Genomic DNA, 23,244 nt, shown 5'->3' on the forward strand with positions numbered 1-23,244 from the left:
AATTGCATCGCTCCGTCGTTTGCCCAACCGTGCCGAAACCAATCGATGACCTGCGTAATCTGACCAGACGAACTGTTCAAATGAGGTAGTTACGGACGGTCGGGAATCAAGTTTAATAATTCAAAATGTCGCGTTGTACCGCTGGTATGCATTTTGCGACCGCAGCCGTGCTGCGAGCGACTTGCGGTTATCTGGCAGAAAGTCGGTATGTACCCGCCCTTGTCCTCAAATCCGTCAAGCTCTTGGACAGCATTTGGTTGGAATATGCAAGAAAGGCCGTGCGAGTATGGACATATGTGGAGGTCATGAGGTTGTAGCTGCATATTCTTGCAGCCTGGGAGGTTGAAAGATACTATTACCAAGTCTTTTCCTGCTTCAGGCGCACCTTCACGACCTGAAGCCACATTTGTCCAGAGGAGGTGACAATATGAAGGCTTATGAACTGCTGTTCTTTGTTGACCCGTCGCTCGACCCCGAGACTCGTCTCGCTGTTATGAAGCGTATCGATACCACGATCGCTGAGGGCGCTGGCAAGGTCGACTCCGTTGACGAGTGGGGCAAGCGCAAGCTCGCCTACGAGATCAACGACCTCACCGATGGTGACTACACCCTCATCAACTTCCACGCAGATCCTACCCAGATCGCCGAGCTTGATCGCGTCCTGCGCATCACCGACGCTGTGGTCCGCCACATGATCGTCCGTCGCGACGACCAGGAGTAAGACTGTCGTTTTGGACTGGGCTTGTGCCCCAAGAGGAAGTAGTGAGTAATGAGCATCAATCGAGTGAACATCACCGGTAACCTCACCCGCGATCCCGAGCTGCGCGCCACTGCCGGCGGAACCCAGGTTCTGTCCTTTGGCGTCGCCGTGAACGATCGCCGCCGCAATGCGCAGACTGGCGAGTGGGAGGACTATCCCAACTTTGTCGACTGCACTATGTTCGGCACCCGCGCCGAGGCCGTGAGCCGTTTCCTGGCAAAGGGAAACAAGGTTGCGATCGAGGGCAAGCTGCGCTACAGCTCTTGGGAGCGCGATGGTCAGCGCAGGAGCAAGCTTGAGGTCATCGTCGATGAGATTGAGTTTATGAGCTCCCGTGGTGGCCAGGGTGGCTACGATCAGGGCGGTTACGCCCCCGCAGCTCCCGCGCCCGCAGCGCGTCCTGCCGCACCGGTGGCTACGCCGCCCGCGGTCGACGTCTACGATGAGGACATCCCGTTTTAAGGGTTGTTCACCTATTTTTGAGTGAGAGGCGGCTTCGGTTCGCCGAAGTTGCCAAATGAAAGGTATTTTGACATGGCTAATGATTTTTCTGCACGTCAGCCGCGTCGTAAGTACTGCCAGTTCTGCAAGGAGAACACTGAGTTCATCGACTATAAGGACACTCAGCTTCTCCGTAAGTACATGACCGACCGTGGCAAGATCAAGCCCCGTCGCGTCACTGGCGCTTGCACGCAGCATCAGCATGACATCGCCAACGCCATCAAGCGTGCCCGCGAGATGGCTCTCCTGCCGTACACCGTCCCCGTGGTTTCCTCTCGTGGCAACCGCGACCGCGGCTAAGAAGGGAGACGCATCATGAAGGTTATTCTTCTCGATGAGATCAAGGGCAAGGGCGGCGAGGGTGACGTCGTAGAGGTCGCTCAGGGTTACGCTGAGAACTTCCTGTTCCCCAAGAAGCTCGCTGTTGCCGCCACCAAGGGCAACCTCAAGCAGCTTGACGAGCGTCGCAACAACATCGCCAAGCGCGAGGCCGTCCGTCTGGCTACCGCCAACGAGACCAAGGCTGCCCTCGAGGGCAAGCAGGTCACCGTTGACGTCAAGGTCGGCGACGAGGGCATCCTCTTTGGCTCTGTCACCGCCGCTATGATCGCTGACGCCATCAAGGATCAGCTCGGTATGGACATCGACCGCAAGCGCGTCGAGCTCGGTAAGCCCATCAAGGTTGCCGGTGCCCACACCGTTGCCATCTCGCTGTACCGCGAGATCAAGGCCGAGGTTGTCGTTCTCGTCGGCGTTACCGCCGAGGAGCTCGCTGCCGAGGCTGAGGTCGAGGAGGCCGCTGAGGTCGCCGAGGCCGAGACCGCCGAGGTCGAGACCGAGGCTGCTGCCGAGTAGCATTTGCTGCAACGCAACAATCTTGTTCTAAGAAGGGCGCTCTGGGAGACCGGGGCGCCCTTTTATTTTTTGCGCTGAGTGGGTGTCACGTCATACATTGAGATGCGGTCCCACATAAGGGACCGTTCATCCGTTTGGTTCGGTGATGATTGTTAAGGCGCGCCTCGATTTAAAGCTGTGGCTGATACTATGGATGCTCGCAAGCGATATGAATGAGGATGCTCATGGCATATGACGATAGGGAGACATGGCTGACGGTCGAGGACCGCGGCTCCAAGTTGGGTCTCCCCCAAAACCAAGATGCAGAGGCCAACGTACTGGCCGCCATGCTGCTATCGCCCGAAGTGGTCGAAGAAGCCCAGGTCGAGCTGCAGCCCGATGATTTCTACCGGCCCATTCATAAGACCATCTATACCGCGATGGTCGATATGTACAACAGTCGCATTCCCATCGACTCCATCTCGCTGATCGATTACCTGCGAAGCATCAACAAGCTCGATGCCGTGGGCGGCGAGGCGTACATTTTGGAGCTGATGGGTCAGACCCTGTCGCTCGTCAACTGGCAGCACCATGCCGCCATCGTTCGTCGCGACTCGATGCTGCGTGAGCTGATTGGCGCCACCAACGAGATTAACGCGCTGGCCTATAACGCCCCCACCGATACCAAAGAGGTCGTGGAGCTGGCCGAGAGCAAGCTGCTCAAGGTTACGGCGCGCGAGGTTAAGTCGAGCTACAAGACACTGACCGAGTTTATGGTCGAGGCCTATAACGAGGCCGAGGAAGTGTGCCAGGCCGGTGGCCAGGCAGCGGGCGTTCCCACGGGCTTCCCGTCACTCGATCGCATGCTTATGGGCTTCCGCGAGGGCCAGCTCATCATTATCGGCGCCCGCCCCGCCGTGGGTAAGACCTCGTTCGCTCTAAACCTGGCGCTCAATGCCGCCGCTGCGGGCTACACCGTCGGCTTTTTCTCGCTGGAGATGTCGGGCAAGGAAATTGCCCAGCGCCTGATTTGCGCCTATGCCATGATTTCGATCAGTGATTTTCGCATGGGTCGCATTAGCCCCGAGCAGTGGGCCAATATCAATGAGGCCACGCAGACCTTGTCCAAGCTCGATATTCTGATTGACGATACGCCCGGCACCACGGTGACCGAGATTCGCGCCAAGAGCCGCCGCATGCTCCACAACAAGGAGAAGGCCATCATTATCTTGGACTACCTGCAGCTGGTGAGTCCTCCGCCGGGACGCCGTTCCGAGAGCCGCACCGTCGAGGTCTCCGAGATGTCTCGTGGCTTAAAGATTATGGCCAAGGAACTCAAGATTCCGCTGATCGCGCTGTCTCAGCTGTCGCGTCAGGTCGAATCCCGTACCGGCAAGCGCCCGCAGCTTTCCGACCTGCGCGAATCGGGCTCCATCGAGCAGGACGCCGATATCGTCATGTTCTTGGACCGTTCCGCCGACGAGGCTGAGGCCTCGCGCGACGACCGACCCGACGAGGGCGTCACGCGTATTGTCGTGGCCAAGAACCGTTCGGGCCCGATCGGCGACGTCGACCTGATGTTTCTGCCGGCGTCTACCAAGTTCTATGAGCTTGATGGGGTGCATACCGAGGAGTAGGACAGGCGCCCGTTGCACGGGTATACTGGGAATGTTTTGTGCTTCTGCCCGCCGTATGGCGCGCAGACAGTCCATGTATGTAAGGAGTAAACATGCCGTCAACCGTTTTGGTCGGTGCCCAGTGGGGCGATGAGGGCAAGGGTAAGATCTGCGACCTGATCGCCGGCGACTTCGATGCCGTCGTGCGCTATTCGGGCGGCAACAACGCCGGGCACACCATCGTTGTCAACGGCAAGAAGTACGGCCTGCACCAGGTGCCCTCCGGCATCATGTACGCCGACCACGTGTCGGTGATTGGCAACGGCTGCGTCGTCAACCCCAAGGTTGTCCTTGAGGAGATCGACATGTTCGAGGCCGATGGCATCACCACCAAGAACCTCAAGATCAGCGGCAACGCACACGTGATCATGCCGTATCACGTCGACCTGGACGGCGCCTTTGAGCAGAAGCTCGGCAAGAAGAGCATCGGTACCACCAAGCGCGGCATTGGCCCGTGCTATCAGGACAAGATGGCCCGTATTGGCCTTCGTATGCAGGACATGCTGGATGAGGAGCTCTTCCGCGACAAGCTGGAAACCGCTCTTGCCCGCGTGAATCCCGAGCTCGAGCTGCTTTACGGCCTGCCCACCTACACCGTGGACCAGATCTGTGAAGAGTACCTGCCCATGGCCGAGCGCCTGCGCCCGTACATCACCGAGACGAGCCTGCTGCTCAACAACATGATCGATGAGGGCAAGACCCTGCTCTTTGAGGGCGCCCAGGCAACATTGCTCGATATCGACCATGGCACCTATCCGTTTGTCACATCTTCTAACTGCACCGCCGGCGGCGCGATCACCGGTTCTGGTGTTGGCATGAAAAACGTCGATCGCGTGCTGGGCGTCATGAAGGCCTACATCACCCGCGTCGGTGCAGGCCCCATGCCCACTGAGCTTTCCTACGAGTCCGAGGCCGGCCATACGCTGACCGAGGAGGGCTATGAGTACGGCGTGACCACCGGTCGCCGTCGTCGCTGCGGCTGGTTTGACGGTCCCATCGCCAACTACGCCTCGCGCGTCAACGGTCTTACCGACATCGCCCTGACCAAACTCGACGTGCTTTCGGTCTTCGACACCATTAAGGTGTGCGTGGCCTATGACGTCGATGGCGAGCGCTACACCAGCGTGCCCGAGCACCAGGTGCGCTTTGAGCATGCCAAGCCCATCTACGAGGAGCTTCCTGGCTGGAAGTGCGATATTACCGGCTGCCGCAGCTTTGAGGAGCTGCCGCAGGAGGCTCAGGACTACGTGGCATTTGTCGAGGATCTGGCGCACACGCGCGTGACGTTTGTCGGTGTTGGCGCCGGCCGCGAGCAGATCATCAACCGATTCTGGAAGTAATCGGCGTTATTTGGTTATTGCGATATACCCCTTCGCAGCCCGGACGGGCGGCCGAGGGGTATATTTGCTTGTAATGGGCCCGCATGGTTGACGGGCCGTTAATCCATAGAGGAGGCACCCTTGAAGGCGGACACTCAAACCATCGACATCCTGTTGTTGGGCAGCGGCGGCCGCGAGCATGCTTTGGCAGCCAAGCTCGCGGCATCACCGCGCGCCGGCAAGCTCTACATCGCCCCGGGCAACGGCGGCACCGCGAGCTGCGGCGAGAACGTGGTTCTCGACGATTGCGATCCTGCTGCCGTGGCGGCGTTTGCACAGAGCCACGGATGCGGACTCGTGGTGATTGGCCCCGAGGCTCCGCTCGTGGCGGGCGTGGCCGACGCCGTGCGCGCGGCGGGTATTCCCTGCTTTGGCCCGGGTGCCGAGGGCGCTCAGATGGAGGGCTCTAAGCTGTTCTCCAAGCAGCTTATGGAGCGCGCGGGCATTCCGACGGCCGCCTACGGCTCGTTTACCGACGAGGCTTCGGCTCTCGCCTATGTGCGCGAGCAGGGCGCTCCGCTGGTCGTGAAGGCCGACGGTCTTGCCGCGGGCAAGGGCGTTATTGTGGCAACCGAGCTTTCGCAGGCCGAAGAGGCCGTGCGCGAGTGCTTTGGCGGCACCTTTGGCGATGCCGGCAACACCGTGGTGATCGAGGAGATGCTCGTTGGCCCCGAGTGCTCGCTGCTGGCCTTTACCGACGGCAAGACCGTGCGCCCCATGGCCACCTCGCAGGACCACAAGCGCGCGCTTGAGGGCGACCTTGGTCCCAACACGGGCGGCATGGGCGTCTACAGCCCGGTGCCCATCGTGACCGACGAGGAGCACGCCACCATGGTGAAGGTCATGGAGCAGACCGTGGCCGAGCTCGCCGCCGAGGGCATCGATTACCGTGGCTGCCTGTACGGCGGCTTTATGCTTACCCCCGCCGGCCCCAAGGTGCTGGAGTTTAACGCCCGCTTTGGCGACCCCGAGACGCAGGTCGTGCTGCCGCGCCTTAAGAACGACTTGGTCGAGGTCATGCTTGCCTGCGCCAACTGCGAGCTTGACCAGATTGAGCTCGATTGGCGTGACGAGTGGGCGGTGGCCGTTGTCCTGACGAGCGCGGGCTATCCCGGCAGCTACGAGAAGGGCAAGATCATCACCGGTATCGAGGATGCCGAGGCCATGGAGAACGTGACCGTGTATCACGCCGGCACCGCCGTGGTGGACGGCCAGCTCGTGACCAACGGCGGCCGCGTGCTCGCCGTGACCGCGCTGGGCGACACGTTCGAGAACGCTCGCAACCTTGCCTACGAGGCTTGCGAAAAGATCGATTTTGAGGGCAAGACCCTGCGTCACGACATTGGCCTGCGCGCGCTGCGCGGCCGCGACGCCTGGGATGCCTAAAATCCGAGAGGAATGAGACGGATGGACGAGAAGAACGAAGAGCTCGTGGACGCGCAAATCGTCGAAGAGGACAGCCGCATGTATGGGCACGCCGAGGGCGAGCCTGGTGGCGAGGTCGCTGACGAGCCGGCGCTGGTGCTGGGCGACGACGACCCGCACGATGCCGAGCTGCACGAGAAGATTCTTTCGGAGGAGTGCGCCTGGAAGGGCAAGATCCTCGACGTCCACCGTCTTGAGGTTGAGCTGCCCAACGGTCACCGCAGCGCCCGCGATATCGTTCGCCATCCGGGTGCGGCAGCCGTTGTGGCGCTGACCGAGAGCGGCAAGATCGTACTGGTGCGTCAGTACCGCACCGCCATCGACCGCGTGACGGTTGAGATTCCCGCCGGCAAGCTCGATCCAGGCGAGGACCCGCTCGATTGTGCCAGGCGCGAGCTGCATGAGGAGACGGGCTTTAAGGCCGGGCGCATTCGCTTTTTAACGTCTATTGTCACGACCTGCGGTTTTTGCGACGAGATTATTCACATCTACCTGGCCACCAAGCTCGAGTTCGATGCGCCCAACCCCGACGATGACGAGTTTGTCAACGTTGACCTGGTGCCGCTGCACGAGCTGATCGATGCCGTGCTCGACGGCAAGATCGAGGATGCCAAGACCGTCGTGGGCGCACTTGCCTGCGACAGCATCGCGCACCGCCTTGGTGGTTCTGAGCTGTAACGAGTGGGGATAGCCCTGGGACAAGTACTACTGATTGCTTTGTCCCAGGGTCTTATGTTGCTGATATTTCTTTGAGGATCACATGCTGAAGCGTTTTCTGTCTTACTACAAGCCCCAGATGGGGCTTTTTGTTGCCGATACCATTTGCGCCCTGGTGCTCGCCGCCATTGACCTGGCGTTTCCCATTATCCTGCGCAATCTGTGCGGCGGGCTGTTTACCCAGGGCCAGACTGCCATTATGCAGGCGCTCGGTATGATCGCGGTGGGACTGGTGCTGATGTATGCCACCCGCTGCGCCTGCCGCTACTTTGTGAGCTATTGGGGCCACGTGATGGGCGCGCGCATGGAGTCCAAGATGCGCGAGGACTTGTTCGATCAGTACGAGCGTTTTAGCTTTGCGTACTTTGATCGCAACAGCTCGGGTGACATGATGAGCCGCGTGGTCAACGACCTGTTCGATATCTGCGAGGCGGCGCACCACGTGCCCGAATGGATCATTATTTGCGGTATCGAGATCATTGGCTCGTTTGTGATTCTGTTTACCATTGCGCCTGTGCTCGCGCTCGCCATGGCCGTGGTGACGGCGGTGTTCGCGGTCATTATGTTTTGGCAGAATATGCGCATGCGCGAGGTCTTTAGCGATAACCGCAAAAAGATCAGCGGCATCAATGCGCAGCTGCAGGATTCGCTGGCGGGTATGCGTGTGGTCAAAAGCTTTGCCAATGAGCAGACCGAACGCTCTAAGTTCCGTGCCTCTAACGATCGCTACCTTTCGTCCAAGGAAAACATGTATCACGCCATGGGCGTCTACACCGCGACGTATGGTCTGCTCTCGGGCGTGCTCTATGTAATCGTGGTGCTGCTGGGCGGTTGGCTCGTTGCCCAAGGCCAGCTGCAGGCGGTCGATATGGCAACCTTCGCGCTCTACATTTCGCTGTTCTGCACGCCGCTTGAGACGCTCGTCAATTCGGCCGAGACGTATCAGAAAGCCATCGCCGGCTTTAAGCGCATGGACGAGGTGCTCTCGACTGTTCCCGATATTCAGGATAAGCCGGGTGCTGCGGATCTGCAGGTGACGGCCGGCGCTGTTGAGTATCGCGACGTGTGCTTTAGCTACGAGGATGTCGAGCTGGGCGCGGGCGACGGGACGCGTCCCGTTATCGACCATATGGATCTGTCCATTAAGCCCGGTCAAACCATCGCTTTGGTTGGTCCCTCGGGCGGCGGCAAATCAACGACTTGTTCGCTGTTGCCGCGCTTTTACGACGTTGCCGCCGGCTCCATTAGCATTGACGGCCAGGATGTGCGCGACGTGACGCAGCGTAGCCTGCGCCGATCCATCGGCCTGGTGCAGCAAGATGTCTATCTGTTCGACGGAACGATTGGCGAGAACATCGCCTATGGCAAGCCGGGCGCCACGGCAGAAGAAATCGCCGAGGCGGCCCATCGCGCCAACATCGATGCTTTTATCGAGTCGCTTCCGCAGGGCTACGACACCGTGGTGGGCGAGCGCGGCAGCCGTCTTTCTGGTGGTCAAAAGCAGCGCGTCGCCATCGCGCGCGTGTTTCTCAAAAATCCCAAGATCCTTATTTTGGATGAGGCGACCAGTGCTCTGGATAACGAGAGCGAGGAGGCGGTGCAGGAGTCGCTCGAGCGCTTGGCGCGTGGCCGCACCACGATCATCATCGCTCACCGTCTCTCGACCATTAAGCATGCCGACGAGATTGCGACCGTTGAGCATGGTCGCGTTGTGGAACGTGGCACGCACGAGGAGCTTCTCGCCCGTGGCGGCACTTATGCCCGTTACTATCGAATGCAGTTCGAAGGTGCGCGTGCGCACGAGCTCGACTGATTGATATGACAGGAAGGTTATGGCTGATAAGAACCATCTGACTCCGGAAGAAGTGACGGAATTATTCTCCGAAATCGATGCATCCGGCGTCTTGGATCCTACACTCGCCAAAAAGCGTACCGAGCGCATGCGCGAGAAAGAGTCTGCCGTCAAACGCGGTGACAAGGCGACACTGGCGCGGCTGCGCAGCGAGGATCGCGCGAGCCAGGCAAAACATATCGACCCGCTGTCCGAGGACGATCCTTCGGGTTCGCAGGTGAGCCATACCATTACGAAAACTGCCATGGTCGTGGTTATCGGCATCTTGGTGCTGATTGTGGGCATGCAGATCGGCTACGGCGTGATGCGACGCCTGAACACCGCGAACCTCTCCGAGAGCGTTTCGGTGGATACCGTCTCGACCGCGCTCAAAGGTGGACTTGAATGGGGCAACGGCTTTACGCAGTTCCCGCTCGATTTTACCGTCGACGAGGCCGACGAGGGTACGGGCACGGTTGAGGTGACGGTGCTGGACACGTCTTCTGCCAATGAACTCGAGTTGCTGTCCAACGGTCAGATTCAGGCGGCGGCGCTCGCAACCAATGCCCTGCTCAACGACAAGATTGACCGTGTGGTGTATAACGTCCACGCCTATATCGACGAGGACAGCAGGATTCAGCATGATTCCTTCTTTGGCATGTTTCCCGCCCAGGGCCACCAGAGCGCCATCCTGACGTTCGTCTGGACCAAGAGCTCTTCCAACGCCACCAATATCGACTGGAAGATGCGTATCGTGAGCATGGATGACACCATTGCCGAGCGTATTCAGAAACAGGTGAACTCGGTATCGTCGCTCATCGAGGACCCGGCGGTGAGCCAGACTAAGATTGACGAGGAAAAGGCCGAACGTGACCTGGAGCACCGCCTGCACGGCCGCGAGATTTTCCGTGGCGGCAAGCTTGGCCGCACCCCGTCCGAATTACTTGAGCAGGACAAGCAAAAGTAGTCCGCAGCCACATAGAACGATGACATCCCGCGTGAGCCGCAAGCCCACGCGGGATGATTTTTCTGGGACGGGGATTAAAAAATTATTCTGTCATGTATGCGGTTGGCGAGTAGTCAATTTGGGACGGGGCTATTTTAGCTACCCCGGCTGGTGGCACGACGGTTAGGTTGATTGACGGACGGGGCAGCTAAAATAGCCCCGTCCCAAATTGACTACTCAGCGACAAAGCTCTGCTTTCAGAATGATTTTTTAATCCCCGTCCCAGAAAAATCATTATGCATAAGAAGTCATAATTATAATTTTGTAAACAATTCTATGTAATTAACGCCATACGGCATACTTACGGTTAGAATACCGCGAGGCCTAACTACACACCTTTAAGCCGGTCCCGAGAGACCGGGAAGGAGAACTATGGCGAACAACCATATTGCGGGCGCTGCTGCCCGCACCATCGCGCCCAGCGAACTGTGCCAGCGCATGCTGGCCAAAACCAGCAAGGGTGCTTGCGGTCCCTGCATCCTGTACCTTGAGGATGGGACCATTTTTTATGGCCGTGCATGTGGTGCCGAGGGCACCGCGACCGGCGAAGTCTGCTTCAATACCTCACTCGAGGGTTACTTTGAGGTTATGACCGACCCGAGCTATGCTGGCCAGATCGTTACCATGACCTATCCGCAGATTGGCAACTATGGCATCGACGAGACCGATGTCCAGTCCGCCTTCCCCGGCGATGACGTACGCCCTGCGAGTGCTCCCGCCATGCGCGGCATGATCGTGCGCGACATGTGTGCCACGCCTTCTAACTGGCGCTCGGCCGTCAGCGTGCCGGAGTACCTGCGCGCACACGGCATCGTCGCTATCGAGGGCGTCGACACCCGAGCCCTGGTGCGCCACCTGCGCGACAATGGCTCCAAGATGGGCATTATCTCGACTGAGGTCCTCGACATCGACGAGCTTGCCGAGCGCTTGGCCTCTGCTCCCACGCTGGTGGGGGAGAACCTGGTCAAGACCGTGAGCTGCCCTGCACCCCATCCGTTCGCCGGAAGCGATCTGCCTGCCGAGCATGGCTTTGCGCTTGCGGCCCCCGCTCCCGCCCGCCACAACGTGGTCGCGTACGACTGCGGTGTCAAGCGTGGCATCCTGGAGGGTCTGGTCCGTGCTGGCTGCGACCTCACCGTCGTGCCGTGGGATACACCCGCGCGTCAGGTACTCGACATGAATCCCGATGGCGTCTTTTTGTCCAACGGTCCCGGCGACCCCGATGCCGTGGTAGAGACCTACGAGCAGGTGCAGCAGCTGATCGGCAAGGTGCCCGTCTTTGGCATTTGCCTGGGGCACCAGATGATCAGCTTGGCATGCGGCGCCCAGATGGAAAAACTCAAATTCGGTCACCGTGGCGGTAACCAGCCGGTTATGAACCTGGTCAGCCGCCGCGTGGAAATTACCGCGCAAAACCATGGCTTTGGCCTGCTGTTCCCCAGCTTGGGCAGGCTTGTCCCCGAACTTTCGGGCGGCGAGACCGATCATGCGGCCGACGGCGATCTGCGCGTCTGGGTGCGCCGTGGTATCGCGCCCGTCGTGATGAACGAGCGCTTTGGCCGCATTCGCCTGACGCACGTGAACCTCAACGACGGCACCGCCGAGGGCATTCAGCTGCTCGACGCCCCGTGCTTCTCGGTCCAGTACCACCCCGAGGCCTCGCCCGGCCCCACCGATGCCCACTATCTCTTTACCGCCTTTACGCGACTCATGGACGGCGAGGAGAACTACCTGGACATCGATACCGCGAAGGACCGCCTGCAGGGCTGGAGCTTTGCCGACGAGGGTTCCGCCACGACCGAGACCGAGGAGAACTAACATGCCTAAACGTACTGACATCAAGCGCATCCTCGTCATTGGCTCGGGCCCCATCGTCATTGGCCAGGCCTGCGAGTTCGATTACTCCGGCGCCCAGGCCTGCAAGGTGCTCAAGGAGGATGGCTTTGAGGTCATCCTGGTCAACTCCAACCCGGCGACCATCATGACCGACCCGGGCCTGGCCGACCGCACCTATGTCGAGCCCATCACCGCCGAATTTATCGAGCGCGTGATCAAGAAGGAGCGCCCGGACGCGCTGCTGCCCACGCTGGGCGGCCAGACCGGTCTGAACGCCGCCGTCGAGCTGGCAAAGGACGGCACGCTCGACCGGTACGGCGTCGAGATGATCGGCTGCGACCTTGCCGCCATCGAGCGCGGCGAGGACCGCAAGCTCTTTAACGAGGCCATGGCCGAGATCGGCCTGGAGGTCGCGCGCTCGGGCTATGCCTACAGCGTGGCCGACGCCGAGGCCATCGCCGAGCGCGTGGGATATCCCTGCGTGCTGCGCCCGAGCTTTACCCTGGGCGGCGCCGGCGGCGGCATCGCGCACACCCACGAGGAGCTCGTCTCCATCGTGAGCCAGGGCCTTGAGCTCTCGCCCGCCCACGAGGTGCTGGTCGAGGAGTCCATCGAGGGTTGGAAAGAGTACGAGATGGAGGTCATGCGCGACCACGCCGGCAACGGCATCATCGTGTGCTCCATCGAGAACCTCGACCCCATGGGCGTGCATACCGGCGACTCCATCACCGTGGCGCCGGCGCAGACCCTCTCCGACCTTGAGTATCAGCGCATGCGTGTCGCTTCACTCGCCATTCTGGAGAAGATCGGCGTCGAGACCGGTGGCTCCAACGTGCAGTTTGCCGTGAACCCGCAGACCGGTCGCCTGATCGTCATCGAGATGAACCCGCGCGTGAGCCGTTCGTCCGCACTGGCCTCCAAGGCCACGGGCTTCCCCATCGCCAAGGCCGCCGCTCGCCTGGCCGTGGGCTACACGCTCGACGAGATCGTCAACGACATCACCAAAGCCACGCCTGCCTGCTTTGAGCCCACGATCGACTACTGTGTGGTCAAGGTGCCGCGCTTTGCCTTTGAGAAGTTCAAGGGTACCGACCCCACGCTCACAACGCGCATGAAAGCCGTGGGCGAGATCATGGCGATCGGCCGCACCTTTGAGGAGGCCTTTGGCAAGGCCATGCGCTCGCTGGAGGACGGGCATCAGGGCATTTGCGCTGGTGGCAAGGAAGGTGCCGATAAGCTGAGCGACGACGAGCTCGCTCAGGCCGTGGGCACCCCGACTGAGCACCGCATCTTCTTTGTGGTCGAGGCCCTGCGTCGTGGCTGGGATGTCGCGCGCATCCATGCCATCTGCGGCATCGATCCGTGGTATCTCAACCGTATCAACGATATGGTGCAGGTCCAGGAGAGCATTCGCGGCCTGCGCGTGGAGGACATCGACGCCGACGCGATGCGCCTGCTCAAGCAGTATGGCACGAGCGATGCCGAGATTGCCGCGCTGACCGGCTCGGACGAGCGCTTTGTTCGCGCTTACCGTAAGGGTCTGGGCGTGGTTCCCAGCATGAAGACGGTCGACACCTGCGCTGCTGAGTTCTCGAGTGCCACGGAGTATCACTACAAGACCTACGAAAACATCTACCGCACGAGCTCGGTCGCCAAGAAGTGCGTTGCCCCCGACGAGACCACGCCGGCAGATAAGCCCAAGGCGATGATTCTGGGTGCCGGCCCCAATCGTATCGGCCAGGGTATCGAGTTTGACTACTGCTGCGTGCACGCGAGCTACGCGCTGGCGGCCCGTGGCTTCGAGACCATCATGGTCAACTGCAACCCCGAGACCGTCTCGACCGACTATGACACGTCCGATCGTCTGTACTTTGAGCCGCTCACCTACGAGGACGTCATGGACGTTATCGATGTTGAGCGCCCCGACGGCGCCGTGGTGACGCTCGGCGGCCAGACTCCGCTTAAGCTGGCGCGCATGCTCGAGGAGAGCGGTGTGAACATCATGGGTACCACGCCCGATGCCATCGATTTTGCCGAGGACCGCGAGCGCTTTGCCGCCCTGCTCGACAAGCTGGGCATTATGTACCCGCCGGCGGGTCAGGCCACCTCGTTTGAGGAGGCCGAGGCCGTGGCTGCGCATATCGGCTACCCGCTGCTGGTTCGTCCGAGCTATGTGTTGGGCGGCCGCGGTATGATGATCGCCTACGATGCCGAGCATCTGCACGATTACATGGCCGAGGCTGCGCGCATTAGCCCCGACTACCCGGTGTACCTCGACCGCTTCCTGGAGGGCGCGATCGAGTCCGATGTCGATGCCCTGTGCGACGGCGAGGAAGTCTACATCGGCGGTATTCTGGAGCATATCGAGGAGGCCGGTATCCACTCCGGTGACTCCGCGACTTGCATTCCGCCGTTTAGCTTTAGCGAGAGTCTGCAGGCGAAGCTCCGCGAGACCACGCGCCGCATTGCGATGGCGCTGGGAGTTCGCGGCCTGGTCAATGTGCAGTATGCCATCAAGGGCGAGACCGTCTACGTGATCGAGGCCAACCCGCGTGCCAGCCGTACCGTGCCGTTTATCTCCAAGGCCACCGGCGTGCCGCTGGCCAAGTGCGCGGCGCGCATCATGGCGGGCGATTCCATCGCGAGCCTGGGCCTGCCGAGCGACGAGCGCCAGCTGGACTGCTTTTGCATGAAGGAAGCCGTTATGCCCTGGGGTCGTTTCCCGGGAGCCGACGTTATCCTGGGGCCCGAGATGAAGTCGACGGGCGAGGTCATGGGTGTCGCCAAGAGCTATCCCGAGGCATACGCCAAGACACAGCTGGCGATTGACTACAAACTGCCCGATCCGAGCGCCGGCAAGGTGTTCATTAGCGTGTGCGATCGCGACAAGCGCCATATCCTTTCGGTCGCCCGTATCCTGCGCTATCTGGGCTTTGACATCTGCTCTACCGAGGGTACGGCGCGCGTGCTGCGTGGAGGCAACGTGACGTGCGAGGTCGTGGAAAAGATCAGCGGCCCACACGACGGCGAGCGCCCCAACATCGGTGACCTTATCGCCGATGGCAAGATCGCGGTAATCATCAATACGCCGTACGGCCCGGGCTCGCGCGGCGACGGCTATCTGTTGCGCACCGAGGCGGTGCGCCGCGGCGTGACCTGCGTGACGGCGATGTCTGCCGCCAACACCTACGTGAGTGCTATCGAGGCGGTGCGCGAGGACCAGCAGGGCCACGGCAGCGCCAACGACATGGGCATGGACGTCATCGCCCTGCAGGACCTGCCGCAGTACACGGTGTAATGTGACCTGGTCGGCCGGGGCGGCAGCCGGACACTTTCTCTCGGAAACTGGGCTTCGCGAAGTTTTCCGAGAGAAAGGTCCGCCTCCCGCCCCGGCCTGCGGTGACTCGGTTGCACCATGTGCTGCAGAAGGGGCTTTGCGCGATGACTAGGGCTGAGAAATAAAGTGAGCGTGGGATCTGCCGTTCGAATGAACGGCAGATCCCACGTTAATATTTCAGCCAACGTACGTCATAGCAATTCCCGGTAGGTCGCAGGGCGCTTCGCGGGCGGGCCAGTCTTTATCTGAACGACTTTGCGAAGCAACCGGAGTGAAGATAAAGCCTGGCCCGCCCGCGAAGCGCCACAAAGACCGCAGGGACGGGAGCAGCTATACTACTCTCAGTAGTTAAGGGTCGCGGATTGGCCGCGTCACCGCTCTCAACAGGAGGTCTTTGTTTATGGCAGATCAAAAGCCGGTTGTCGGGATCATCATGGGTTCCAAGTCCGATCTGGGCGTTATGGAAGGCTGCACCGCCGAGCTCGAGGCGCTCGGTGTGCCCTATGAGCTCGTGATTGCCAGCGCGCACCGTACGCCGGCGAAGGTCCACGAGTGGGCTTCGACTGCCGCCGACCGTGGCATCAAGGTGATTATCGCCGCAGCCGGCAAGGCCGCGCACCTGGGCGGTGTCGTGGCTGCCTTTACGCCGCTGCCGGTTATCGGCGTGCCTATGAAGACGAGTGATCTGGGCGGCATGGATTCGCTGCTGTCGATGGTGCAGATGCCTTCGGGCGTGCCTGTGGCATGCGTTGCCATCAACGGCGCCAAGAACGCTGCCATCTACGCCACGCAGATTCTGGGTGCTTGCGATCCCGAGTATCGCGCAATTATCGAGAAGATGAAGCAGGAGATGGCTGACGCCTAAGCGGCTTGCCGTTCCGTTGTAATCATAGGGAGAGTCATGTCCGACTATCAGGGAAAACGTTTCTCGGCTTCTCATATCCCCGATCCATCCAAGTCGGGATCGGCCCGCTCCATGCAGCAGGGTCGGGCATCCTCTCCTCAACAGGCTCGTGCGCCGCGCCCCGTAACGCCGACGTCCCATCGCCGTCAGGATACGCCGGCTGCGTTTCGCCCCTCGTCATATGGCACGGCAAAGAAGCAGGCCCGGTCGACGAGGCAACCGAGCGGCGCTCCGTCCAGCTACACCGAGCCGCCGCGTAAGAAGCGCCGCTCCATCATCCCCATTCTGCTCATCATCGTGGGCATCGGTCTGATTGTCGCCGCTGCCGCCATCTTTATCAATGCTCAGATTGGCTATAAGCAGGCAAGCGATTCGTACCAGAAAATCGAGAAGCAGTACGTGAGCGATAAGGATGCGAGCGGCGTGCCGATTGTCGATTTTGACGCTCTTGCTAAGGCAAATCCCGAGATCGTGGGATGGATTTATGTGCCGGATACCAACATCAACTATCCCGTGGTGCAGGCCAAGGACAACTCTAAATACCTCAACACGCTGTTTGACGGTACGTCCAATGCATCGGGTGCGATTTTCTTGGACTTCGAAGATGTCGCGCCGGGCATGGTGGACCAGCAGACGACAATCTACGGCCACCATATGAACGACGGATCGATGTTTAATGTGATCTCGGACACCACCGACCAGGCGACGTTCGACAGCATCGAGTACGTGTACTACATCACGCGCGATGGCACGTATAAGCTGAGACCGCTGGCGACCAAGGTGGTTGAGGATACGTACTCCAAGGCGCGCGCGACCAACTTTGAGGGCGACGACGGGCTGACGAATTATCTGTCCGAGATGCTCGATGGCGCCTCGGCCGTGGCGAGCGATGCCACCGATCGTGCCGCTTCGGCAACCAAGGTCGTAACACTTGTGACCTGCCGCTCACTGTCATTTAGCAATACGCGCGCAGTCATGGTACTCACGCCGGTCGAGGAATAAGCGGTTCGAGAGTAGCTAATTTGGGACGGGGCTCTTTTAGCTACCCCGGATATGCAGAATGATTTTGCTGGGTTAGGTGACGGGGGTAGCTAAAAGAGCCCCGTCCCAAATTAGCTACTCGACGACGCTAAAAAGGAGAAATGATGCTTGAGAACGGCAAATTGATGCCTTCGGTCGATGCGTGGCTGCGCGAAGCCAAGGCCGACGCTTCGGCGCCGGCGTGTGGCATGTACCTGACGCACAATGGCGTGGTGCGTGCGACACCCAAGTCCGAGGCGCGCGGTGTCGAGACCGATGGCGTGGCGCCGGACCACAAGGTGGGCGGCATGGTGTTTGGCTACGACGCCAGCAAGGTACAGGCTGCCATCGAGGCGACGCGCACGATGCCGGGTATCGGCTATGTGCGCGTATGGCTGGCGAGCGGCGAGCTTGCCGTGGGCGACGATATCATGCTCGTGCTCATTGGCGGAGACATTCGCCCGCATGTGGTCGATGCCCTGCAGGCGCTCGTCGGCACTATCAAGAACGAGTGCGTGAGCGAGGTCGAGCGCGAAGCGTAACGCCTAGCCGGCAACCCGTGTACGTCTATAGCAAAAGCTCGCTGGCAGTTCATGTAGATCTGCCAGCGGGCTTTGGTGTGTTGGGGCTGTTTTGTGCCGGCGCTCGCTACACGCGCGTGGCGTCCTTGGGGCTCATGGTCATGCTCTGGAAGCGATTTTCCATATACTCGTTATCGAAGTACTTTCCGTAGAACTGCGCAACGGGAATATCGCTGGCCGTGCCGTTGACACGCTGGTACCAGTAGTCGAGCGATTGCAGCGTCATGACGCCGTCGACCAGCATGATGATGGTAAAGATGACGGTGGCTGAGTAGCGACTCTTCCAGGGAATCATGTTAATGAGCTTGAGCAATCTGGGCAGCAGCAGCTTGATCCAGATGAGTCCGCCCAGACCCCACAGGCAGGCGAAGCCCGTGCAAGTGCGACCGCCCGTAAGCACGGCGAGCGGATCGGGCATGCCAAAGAGCTTCATATGCGAGTAGCTCCACGAGACCACACCGAACGAGGTCTGCATAAACCAGCCTACAAAGACCTCAAAGCTTGCGCCAAGCAGGGCGCTCACCAAAAAGATAATGATGGGGTTCTTTTTGTAGAAGCGGTTGAGCACCATGGTCATGAGTACGGCGCCAAATCCGTAGATGGGGCTGAAGGGGCCAAATAGCATGCCGGCGCGGTTCTGGTAGACGCCTGGATCGTCGACCGTCATGTGCCAGATGTCCTCCAGGATCAGGCCGAGCACGCAGCAGACAAAGAATACCCAGAACAGGTTGAAGTAGTTGAGCTTAATGTAGCCCTCGCCGGTCTCATCGCGGCCGAGCATGCCCTCGGCGGCGGCGTCGCGATCGAGCATCTCCTGCAGGCGGCGCTGCAGTTCGCGCTCCTGACGAAGCGTGGGGTCAACAGTGGCCGAAAGCGCGACGAGGATGCCGAGCTGGATGGCGGGGCGCAGCAAGAACGGCCCGATACCCTGGAGCATCACGTCGACCAAAAGCTCAATGACGGTAAGTGCGATAAGGATATAGGACAGGCGCGCGGCGTTGCGGCGCTGGTTCTTGATGAGGTCCAGGCCAAAGATGATCAAGATGACCGCGCTCGCCGCCGAGAGCATGATGCCGGCGACGATAAGGCCGACCGCGACGAGCGTGTTGTCGCCGAGCTTGGCGGCGGCGTTGCCGTTGATGAGCGCGGTGATGACCTGCCACATAAAAGCGCCGACCGAAGGGAGCGTGCCTACGCCGGACAGGATGCACAGGACGGCGTACACCTTAATGATGAGGGGAATCTTCTTGACCTCCGTGGCGCTGGGGACGCTGGGGTCGAGTTCGTTTCGATCCATACGGAACCTTTCTCGTTTTGTTGTAGGTTACAAGGATACGCCGCCGACCTGCTTAAAGACAGGACGAATGGCCCAATTGCAGCAATGTAAGCCCTAACGGTGGGCGAGACGCGTCGCGACGGAAACATACGGGACCGTTGGCCCCGAGGGCGGGTTGCCCGATAAAATGTTTGGCCGCAAAACGGATTATAAGCTCGGTGGGCTTTTAAAAACCGCTGTTCATGCGCGGGAGTGCTTGTCTTGCCGTGCGTATAATAGGGCAGGTAACGCCAAATAACGAGGCTCTGAGGGGATGCCATGTCTCAAGAAACCATCCGCGCGGCCGAGCGTGCTACAGGACGGGTGACGACCATGTCGACGTATGATCCGGACTCCGACCAGCTGCATGAGGAATGCGGCATCTTTGGTGTGTGGGCACCCGATCGCGACGTGGCTCGACTGACGTACTTTGGTCTGCGTGCGCTGCAGCATCGCGGCCAGGAATCGGCGGGAATCGCCGTGGGCGATGGCGGCACGGTTATGGTTCGCAAAGACCTGGGACTGCTCGATCGCGTGTTCTCCAACGCCGACCTGTCGACGCTCTCCGGCCAGTTGGCTGTGGGCCACGTGCGCTATGGTACCGCCGGCGCCAAGAGCTGGGAAGCCTCGCAGCCGCATCTTTCCACCATCAACAGCGTCATCATCGCGCTTGCGCACAACGGCACCCTGGTTAACACTGACGAGCTGCGCCGCCAGCTGATCGAGCTCGGCGTGCCGTTCCTCTCCAATTCGGATTCCGAGGTCGCGACCAAGCTCATTGGCTACTTTACCCAGCGTACGGGCCACCTGCGCGAGGGCATTCGCAAGACCATGGAGCTCGTGCGCGGCGGCTACGCCATGACGCTCATCAACGAGCAGGCACTCTACGCTTTCCGCGACCCACATGGCATTCGTCCGCTGGTGCTGGGCAAGCTCGTGGACGAGGGCCTGGACCAGGCCGACGCCGCATCCGTTTCGCAGCTACCGTCGCAAGACGACGCCGCGACGGTCGACGCTGCCGCTCATGTCACGCGCGCTGGCGGCTGGGTCGTTGCCTCCGAGACATGTGCACTCGATATCGTGGGCGCCGAGTATGTCCGTGATGTCCGTCCCGGCGAGATCTTGCGCATCAGTGCCGAGGGCCTGGTATCCGAGCAGGGTGTGCCCGCTGCCGAAGAGCCCGCTAACTGCATCTTTGAGCAGGTCTACTTTGCCCGCCCCGACTCCATCATGAATGGCAAGAGCGTCTACGCCTGCCGTTACGACATGGGTCGTCAGCTGGCACACGAGGAGCCCGTCGATGCCGACCTGGTCATCGGCGTGCCCGACTCCGGTCTGCCGCCTGCGGAGGGTTATTCGCGCGAGAGCGGCATTCCCTTTGGCGAGGGCCTCATCAAGAATCGCTATGTGGGCCGTACGTTTATCGAGCCCACGCAGGAGCTGCGTGCCATGGGCGTGCGCATGAAGCTCAATCCGCTGCGCGACAATATCGAGGGCAAGCGCCTGGTCGTCATCGACGACTCCATCGTACGCGGCACCACCATGGTGCAGCTCGTCAAGATGCTGCGCAACGCCGGCGCCAAGGAGATTCACATCCGCATCAACTCGCCCGAGGTCATCTGGCCGTGCTTCTACGGCATCGATACCGACGTGCAGTCGCAGCTCATCAGCGCTAACAAGACGGTCGATGAGATCTGCGAGTACATTGGCGCCGATTCGCTGGCCTTCCTTTCGGTCGAGGGCCTGCTGAAGGTCATGCCCAAGGGCGGCTACTGCGATGCGTGCTTTACCGGCCGTTATCCCGTGGCGATTCCCGAGAGCTTTGGCCGCGACAAGTTTATGGAGGGCTTTAAGCCCCGCAACCTGGATAAGCCGCTGCACTTTGGCGATGACGCCGTGGTCGAGAAATACGATGACCGCAGCTGGGAAGAGAAGCACGGCGAGGCCTAGAACCTGCCATTTAGGGACAGGTTTATTTTGGTAGGTTTTACCTGCTGTTTTGTTGATTTGGCGGCGCGTGTTGTTACCGTGTGCGCCAACTTGAGGGCAACTATGGGCACTGTTTGGCGTCTGTGTGTCAAACAGTAGTGGGAGAGGAAGGCTCAGATGAGCGACAGCAAGCATGTGACGTATGAGGATGCCGGCGTCGATACCGCCGAGGGCGGCCGCGCCGTCGACGCTATTAAGCAAATGGTTAAGGATACCAACCGTCCCGAGGTTATCGGCGGCATCGGTGGCTTTGGCGGCCTGTTCTCGGCCGCCGCGCTTAAGGATATGGAAGACCCGATCCTGATCAGCGGTACCGACGGCGTGGGCACCAAACTCGTCCTCGCCCAGATCATGGACCGTCACGAGACGGTGGGCCAGGACCTGGTCGCCATGTGCGTCAACGACATTTTGGCTTCGGGCGCCGAGCCGCTCTTCTTTTTGGACTATGTTGCCATCGGCCACATCGAGGCCGAGCACATGGCAAAGATCATCAAGGGCGTGGCAGACGGCTGCAAGCTCGCGGGCTGCGCGCTCGTGGGCGGCGAGATGGCCGAGCACCCGGGCGTCATGGCTCCCGCCGACTACGACCTCGCCGGCTTTACCGTGGGTGTCGTCGACCGTCCCAAGATGCTCGACCCCGCCAACGTCCGCCCCGGCGACGTGATTCTGGGCCTTCCCTCCACCGGCGTGCACTCCAACGGCTACTCGCTCGTGCGTAAGGTCATCGGCGTTGACGGCATCAAGCCTGGTACGCCCGAGGCCGCCGCTAAGGCCGAGGAGCTGAGCCGTCCGCTCGAGGAGCTCGGCGGCGCATCACTGGCAGACGCTCTGCTGGCCCCCACGCGCATCTACGTCAAGCCGATTCTTGAGCTGCTCCGCGGCGGCGCTCCGGTGCACGCCATCGCCCATATCACCGGCGGCGGCATCACCGAGAACCTTAACCGTGCGCTGGCCGACGACGTCGACGCCGTGGTCACCCGTAATGGCGCCGAGATGGGCTGGGACGTTCCGCCCGTCATCACCTATGTTTCGCGCCAGGCCGAGCTTACGCCCAACGAGGCATGCAAGACCTTCAACATGGGCGTCGGCCTGTGCCTGATTGTCGCTCCCGAAGATGAGGCCGCGGTAACCGATGCCCTGGTCGCGCTGGGCGAGAAGCCGTTCCGCGTGGGCGAATGCGTCGAGGGCTCCGGTAAGGTCGTGTACTCCGATGAGCGCTAACGAGCAGATGACTGCCGCCGAGGGCTTGGGTTTTGCGCCCTATACCCGTCCGACCGGCACCGATACCACCGAGCCGCTCAAGATCGGCGTGCTCATCAGCGGTTCGGGCACCAACCTACAGGCGCTGATCGACCTGATCGCCGCCGGCAAGCTCAATGCTTCGATCGAGCTCGTGGTGTCGAGCCGTCCTTCGGCCAAGGGCCTGCAGCGTGCAGAGCGTGCGGGTATCCAGACGCTGACGCTCTCCAAGGATGTCTACGCCGACCCTATCGCCGCCGACGAGATTATTGCGCACGAGCTTCTCGAGCGCGGCTGCGAGTATGTGGTCATGGCTGGCTACATGCGCATGGTGCATACGCCGCTGCTGGCGGCGTTCCCCAACCGCGTTGTCAATCTGCATCCGGCGCTGCTGCCGAGCTTTACCGGTGCGCATGCGATCGACGATGCCTTTACGCGCGGCGTCAAGGTGACCGGTGTGACCGTGCATTTTGCCAACGAGGTCTACGACAACGGCCCCATCATTGCCCAGCGCGCGCTGGCCGTTGAGGAAGGCTGGGATGTCGACACACTCGAGGAGCACATCCATGCGATCGAGCACGTGCTGTATCCCGAAGTCGTGCAGATGCTCGCTGACGGCCGCGTCCACGTGTTGGAGAGCGGTAAGGTTGCAATTGATCCGGCGCGCCATCGTGCGTAAAAGGATTCGCTTGGTTTTCCTTGCGACGTAAACTATCAAAAAAGCTGATTGGGGCATATGGAATCACATGTGCCCCAATCAGCTTAATACCTCTTTGATTTTGGGCTTTGGATAACGTGACGGGCACCATTCCCATTCCAAGAAATCCGATAGGGCCTCGTCCGTGTGTGGGCGGGGCCCTTTTGCGTGGCCTTTTATGTTTGCTATACTGCTAG

Annotated in this window: 19 protein-coding genes; 18 read left to right on the forward strand and 1 reads right to left on the reverse strand. The window is 60.6% G+C overall.

Annotation, left to right across the window (positions count from 1 at the left end):
- Positions 1-427 precede the first annotated feature (427 nt).
- The 15 genes from rpsF (at position 428) to ACQRAJ_RS02060 (ending at position 17,768) form a co-directional block, all read left to right on the forward strand.
- The gene (gene rpsF / locus ACQRAJ_RS01990) at positions 428-721 is read left to right on the forward strand and encodes a 30S ribosomal protein S6 (protein WP_006235831.1); all 294 of its coding nucleotides are present in this window, start codon (positions 428-430) and stop codon (positions 719-721) included.
- A gap of 48 nt (positions 722-769) precedes the next feature.
- On the forward strand, positions 770-1,222 hold the full coding sequence (locus tag ACQRAJ_RS01995) for a single-stranded DNA-binding protein (RefSeq protein ID WP_006235830.1): 453 nt from the start codon (positions 770-772) through the stop codon (positions 1,220-1,222).
- 72 nt (positions 1,223-1,294) lie between these two features.
- Entirely contained in the window at positions 1,295-1,561 is a 267-nt protein-coding gene (gene rpsR / locus ACQRAJ_RS02000; protein ID WP_006235829.1) for a 30S ribosomal protein S18, read from the forward strand.
- Between the two features lie 15 nt (positions 1,562-1,576).
- Positions 1,577-2,116 carry a 50S ribosomal protein L9 gene (rplI, locus tag ACQRAJ_RS02005; protein ID WP_154516756.1) on the forward strand — a complete coding sequence of 180 codons (540 nt, stop codon included), beginning with the start codon at positions 1,577-1,579 and terminating at the stop codon, positions 2,114-2,116.
- A gap of 218 nt (positions 2,117-2,334) precedes the next feature.
- On the forward strand, positions 2,335-3,732 hold the full coding sequence (gene dnaB / locus ACQRAJ_RS02010; protein WP_427718155.1) for a replicative DNA helicase: 1,398 nt from the start codon (positions 2,335-2,337) through the stop codon (positions 3,730-3,732).
- 92 nt (positions 3,733-3,824) lie between these two features.
- Positions 3,825-5,111, forward strand: coding sequence for an adenylosuccinate synthase (locus ACQRAJ_RS02015; RefSeq protein WP_427717940.1), 1,287 nt, complete (start codon positions 3,825-3,827; stop codon positions 5,109-5,111).
- Positions 5,112-5,231: 120 nt separating this feature from the next.
- Positions 5,232-6,536 carry a phosphoribosylamine--glycine ligase gene (gene purD / locus ACQRAJ_RS02020; protein WP_427729204.1) on the forward strand — a complete coding sequence of 435 codons (1,305 nt, stop codon included), beginning with the start codon at positions 5,232-5,234 and terminating at the stop codon, positions 6,534-6,536.
- Positions 6,537-6,557: 21 nt separating this feature from the next.
- Complete coding sequence (locus ACQRAJ_RS02025; RefSeq protein WP_195838565.1) at positions 6,558-7,253, forward strand: NUDIX domain-containing protein; 696 nt, start codon at positions 6,558-6,560, stop codon at positions 7,251-7,253.
- Between the two features lie 82 nt (positions 7,254-7,335).
- On the forward strand, positions 7,336-9,105 hold the full coding sequence (locus ACQRAJ_RS02030) for an ABC transporter ATP-binding protein (protein WP_427729202.1): 1,770 nt from the start codon (positions 7,336-7,338) through the stop codon (positions 9,103-9,105).
- 19 nt (positions 9,106-9,124) lie between these two features.
- A complete protein-coding gene (locus tag ACQRAJ_RS02035; RefSeq protein WP_427729200.1) occupies positions 9,125-10,090 on the forward strand; it encodes a hypothetical protein in 966 nt (321 codons plus the stop codon).
- A 411-nt stretch (positions 10,091-10,501) separates the two neighbouring features.
- Positions 10,502-11,947: a glutamine-hydrolyzing carbamoyl-phosphate synthase small subunit gene (carA, locus tag ACQRAJ_RS02040; protein WP_427747581.1), complete on the forward strand. Its 1,446-nt coding sequence runs from the start codon at positions 10,502-10,504 to the stop codon at positions 11,945-11,947.
- A gap of 1 nt (position 11,948) precedes the next feature.
- Positions 11,949-15,263, forward strand: coding sequence for a carbamoyl-phosphate synthase large subunit (carB, locus tag ACQRAJ_RS02045; RefSeq protein ID WP_427747582.1), 3,315 nt, complete (start codon positions 11,949-11,951; stop codon positions 15,261-15,263).
- A gap of 439 nt (positions 15,264-15,702) precedes the next feature.
- The gene (purE, locus tag ACQRAJ_RS02050) at positions 15,703-16,167 is read left to right on the forward strand and encodes a 5-(carboxyamino)imidazole ribonucleotide mutase (RefSeq protein ID WP_154516732.1); all 465 of its coding nucleotides are present in this window, start codon (positions 15,703-15,705) and stop codon (positions 16,165-16,167) included.
- Positions 16,168-16,203: 36 nt separating this feature from the next.
- Complete coding sequence (locus tag ACQRAJ_RS02055) at positions 16,204-17,208, forward strand: class B sortase (protein ID WP_427747583.1); 1,005 nt, start codon at positions 16,204-16,206, stop codon at positions 17,206-17,208.
- A gap of 143 nt (positions 17,209-17,351) precedes the next feature.
- On the forward strand, positions 17,352-17,768 hold the full coding sequence (locus ACQRAJ_RS02060) for a molybdenum cofactor biosynthesis protein MoaE (protein ID WP_427747584.1): 417 nt from the start codon (positions 17,352-17,354) through the stop codon (positions 17,766-17,768).
- Positions 17,769-17,874: 106 nt separating this feature from the next.
- Here the strand turns inward: ACQRAJ_RS02060 and ACQRAJ_RS02065 are convergent, their stop codons facing one another.
- Entirely contained in the window at positions 17,875-19,104 is a 1,230-nt protein-coding gene (locus ACQRAJ_RS02065) for a putative ABC transporter permease (RefSeq protein ID WP_427747585.1), read from the reverse strand.
- A gap of 297 nt (positions 19,105-19,401) precedes the next feature.
- On the opposite strand from ACQRAJ_RS02065, the gene purF reads away from it, so the two are divergent.
- The 3 genes from purF (at position 19,402) to purN (ending at position 23,029) form a co-directional block, all read left to right on the forward strand.
- Entirely contained in the window at positions 19,402-21,072 is a 1,671-nt protein-coding gene (gene purF, locus ACQRAJ_RS02070) for an amidophosphoribosyltransferase (RefSeq protein WP_427717962.1), read from the forward strand.
- A gap of 156 nt (positions 21,073-21,228) precedes the next feature.
- Positions 21,229-22,332, forward strand: coding sequence for a phosphoribosylformylglycinamidine cyclo-ligase (purM, locus tag ACQRAJ_RS02075; RefSeq protein ID WP_427747586.1), 1,104 nt, complete (start codon positions 21,229-21,231; stop codon positions 22,330-22,332).
- Positions 22,322-23,029, forward strand: coding sequence for a phosphoribosylglycinamide formyltransferase (gene purN / locus ACQRAJ_RS02080; protein WP_427747587.1), 708 nt, complete (start codon positions 22,322-22,324; stop codon positions 23,027-23,029). The genes purM and purN overlap by 11 nt, the downstream gene beginning before the upstream one ends.
- The last annotated feature ends 215 nt before the right edge of the window (positions 23,030-23,244 follow it).

The sequence above is a fragment of the Collinsella sp. SGI.184 genome (assembly GCF_050313415.1).
In the GTDB taxonomy this organism is placed as follows: Bacteria; Actinomycetota; Coriobacteriia; order Coriobacteriales; family Coriobacteriaceae; genus Collinsella.

What these genes read in the sequence shown, in the direction of transcription:
- ACQRAJ_RS01995 (WP_006235830.1), top strand. Translation starts at nt 770, where the DNA reads ATGAGCATCAATCGAGTGAACATCACCGGTAACCTCACCCGCGATCCC.
- purM (WP_427747586.1), top strand. Translation starts at nt 21,229, where the DNA reads ATGAGCGACAGCAAGCATGTGACGTATGAGGATGCCGGCGTCGATACC.
- rpsR (WP_006235829.1), top strand. Translation starts at nt 1,295, where the DNA reads ATGGCTAATGATTTTTCTGCACGTCAGCCGCGTCGTAAGTACTGCCAG.
- ACQRAJ_RS02030 (WP_427729202.1), top strand. Translation starts at nt 7,336, where the DNA reads ATGCTGAAGCGTTTTCTGTCTTACTACAAGCCCCAGATGGGGCTTTTT.
- carA (WP_427747581.1), top strand. Translation starts at nt 10,502, where the DNA reads ATGGCGAACAACCATATTGCGGGCGCTGCTGCCCGCACCATCGCGCCC.
- ACQRAJ_RS02065 (WP_427747585.1), bottom strand. Translation starts at nt 19,104, where the DNA reads ATGGATCGAAACGAACTCGACCCCAGCGTCCCCAGCGCCACGGAGGTC.
- ACQRAJ_RS02055 (WP_427747583.1), top strand. Translation starts at nt 16,204, where the DNA reads ATGTCCGACTATCAGGGAAAACGTTTCTCGGCTTCTCATATCCCCGAT.
- ACQRAJ_RS02025 (WP_195838565.1), top strand. Translation starts at nt 6,558, where the DNA reads ATGGACGAGAAGAACGAAGAGCTCGTGGACGCGCAAATCGTCGAAGAG.
- rplI (WP_154516756.1), top strand. Translation starts at nt 1,577, where the DNA reads ATGAAGGTTATTCTTCTCGATGAGATCAAGGGCAAGGGCGGCGAGGGT.
- rpsF (WP_006235831.1), top strand. Translation starts at nt 428, where the DNA reads ATGAAGGCTTATGAACTGCTGTTCTTTGTTGACCCGTCGCTCGACCCC.
- ACQRAJ_RS02060 (WP_427747584.1), top strand. Translation starts at nt 17,352, where the DNA reads ATGCTTGAGAACGGCAAATTGATGCCTTCGGTCGATGCGTGGCTGCGC.
- purN (WP_427747587.1), top strand. Translation starts at nt 22,322, where the DNA reads ATGAGCGCTAACGAGCAGATGACTGCCGCCGAGGGCTTGGGTTTTGCG.
- carB (WP_427747582.1), top strand. Translation starts at nt 11,949, where the DNA reads ATGCCTAAACGTACTGACATCAAGCGCATCCTCGTCATTGGCTCGGGC.
- purF (WP_427717962.1), top strand. Translation starts at nt 19,402, where the DNA reads ATGTCTCAAGAAACCATCCGCGCGGCCGAGCGTGCTACAGGACGGGTG.
- ACQRAJ_RS02015 (WP_427717940.1), top strand. Translation starts at nt 3,825, where the DNA reads ATGCCGTCAACCGTTTTGGTCGGTGCCCAGTGGGGCGATGAGGGCAAG.
- ACQRAJ_RS02035 (WP_427729200.1), top strand. Translation starts at nt 9,125, where the DNA reads ATGGCTGATAAGAACCATCTGACTCCGGAAGAAGTGACGGAATTATTC.
- dnaB (WP_427718155.1), top strand. Translation starts at nt 2,335, where the DNA reads ATGCTCATGGCATATGACGATAGGGAGACATGGCTGACGGTCGAGGAC.
- purE (WP_154516732.1), top strand. Translation starts at nt 15,703, where the DNA reads ATGGCAGATCAAAAGCCGGTTGTCGGGATCATCATGGGTTCCAAGTCC.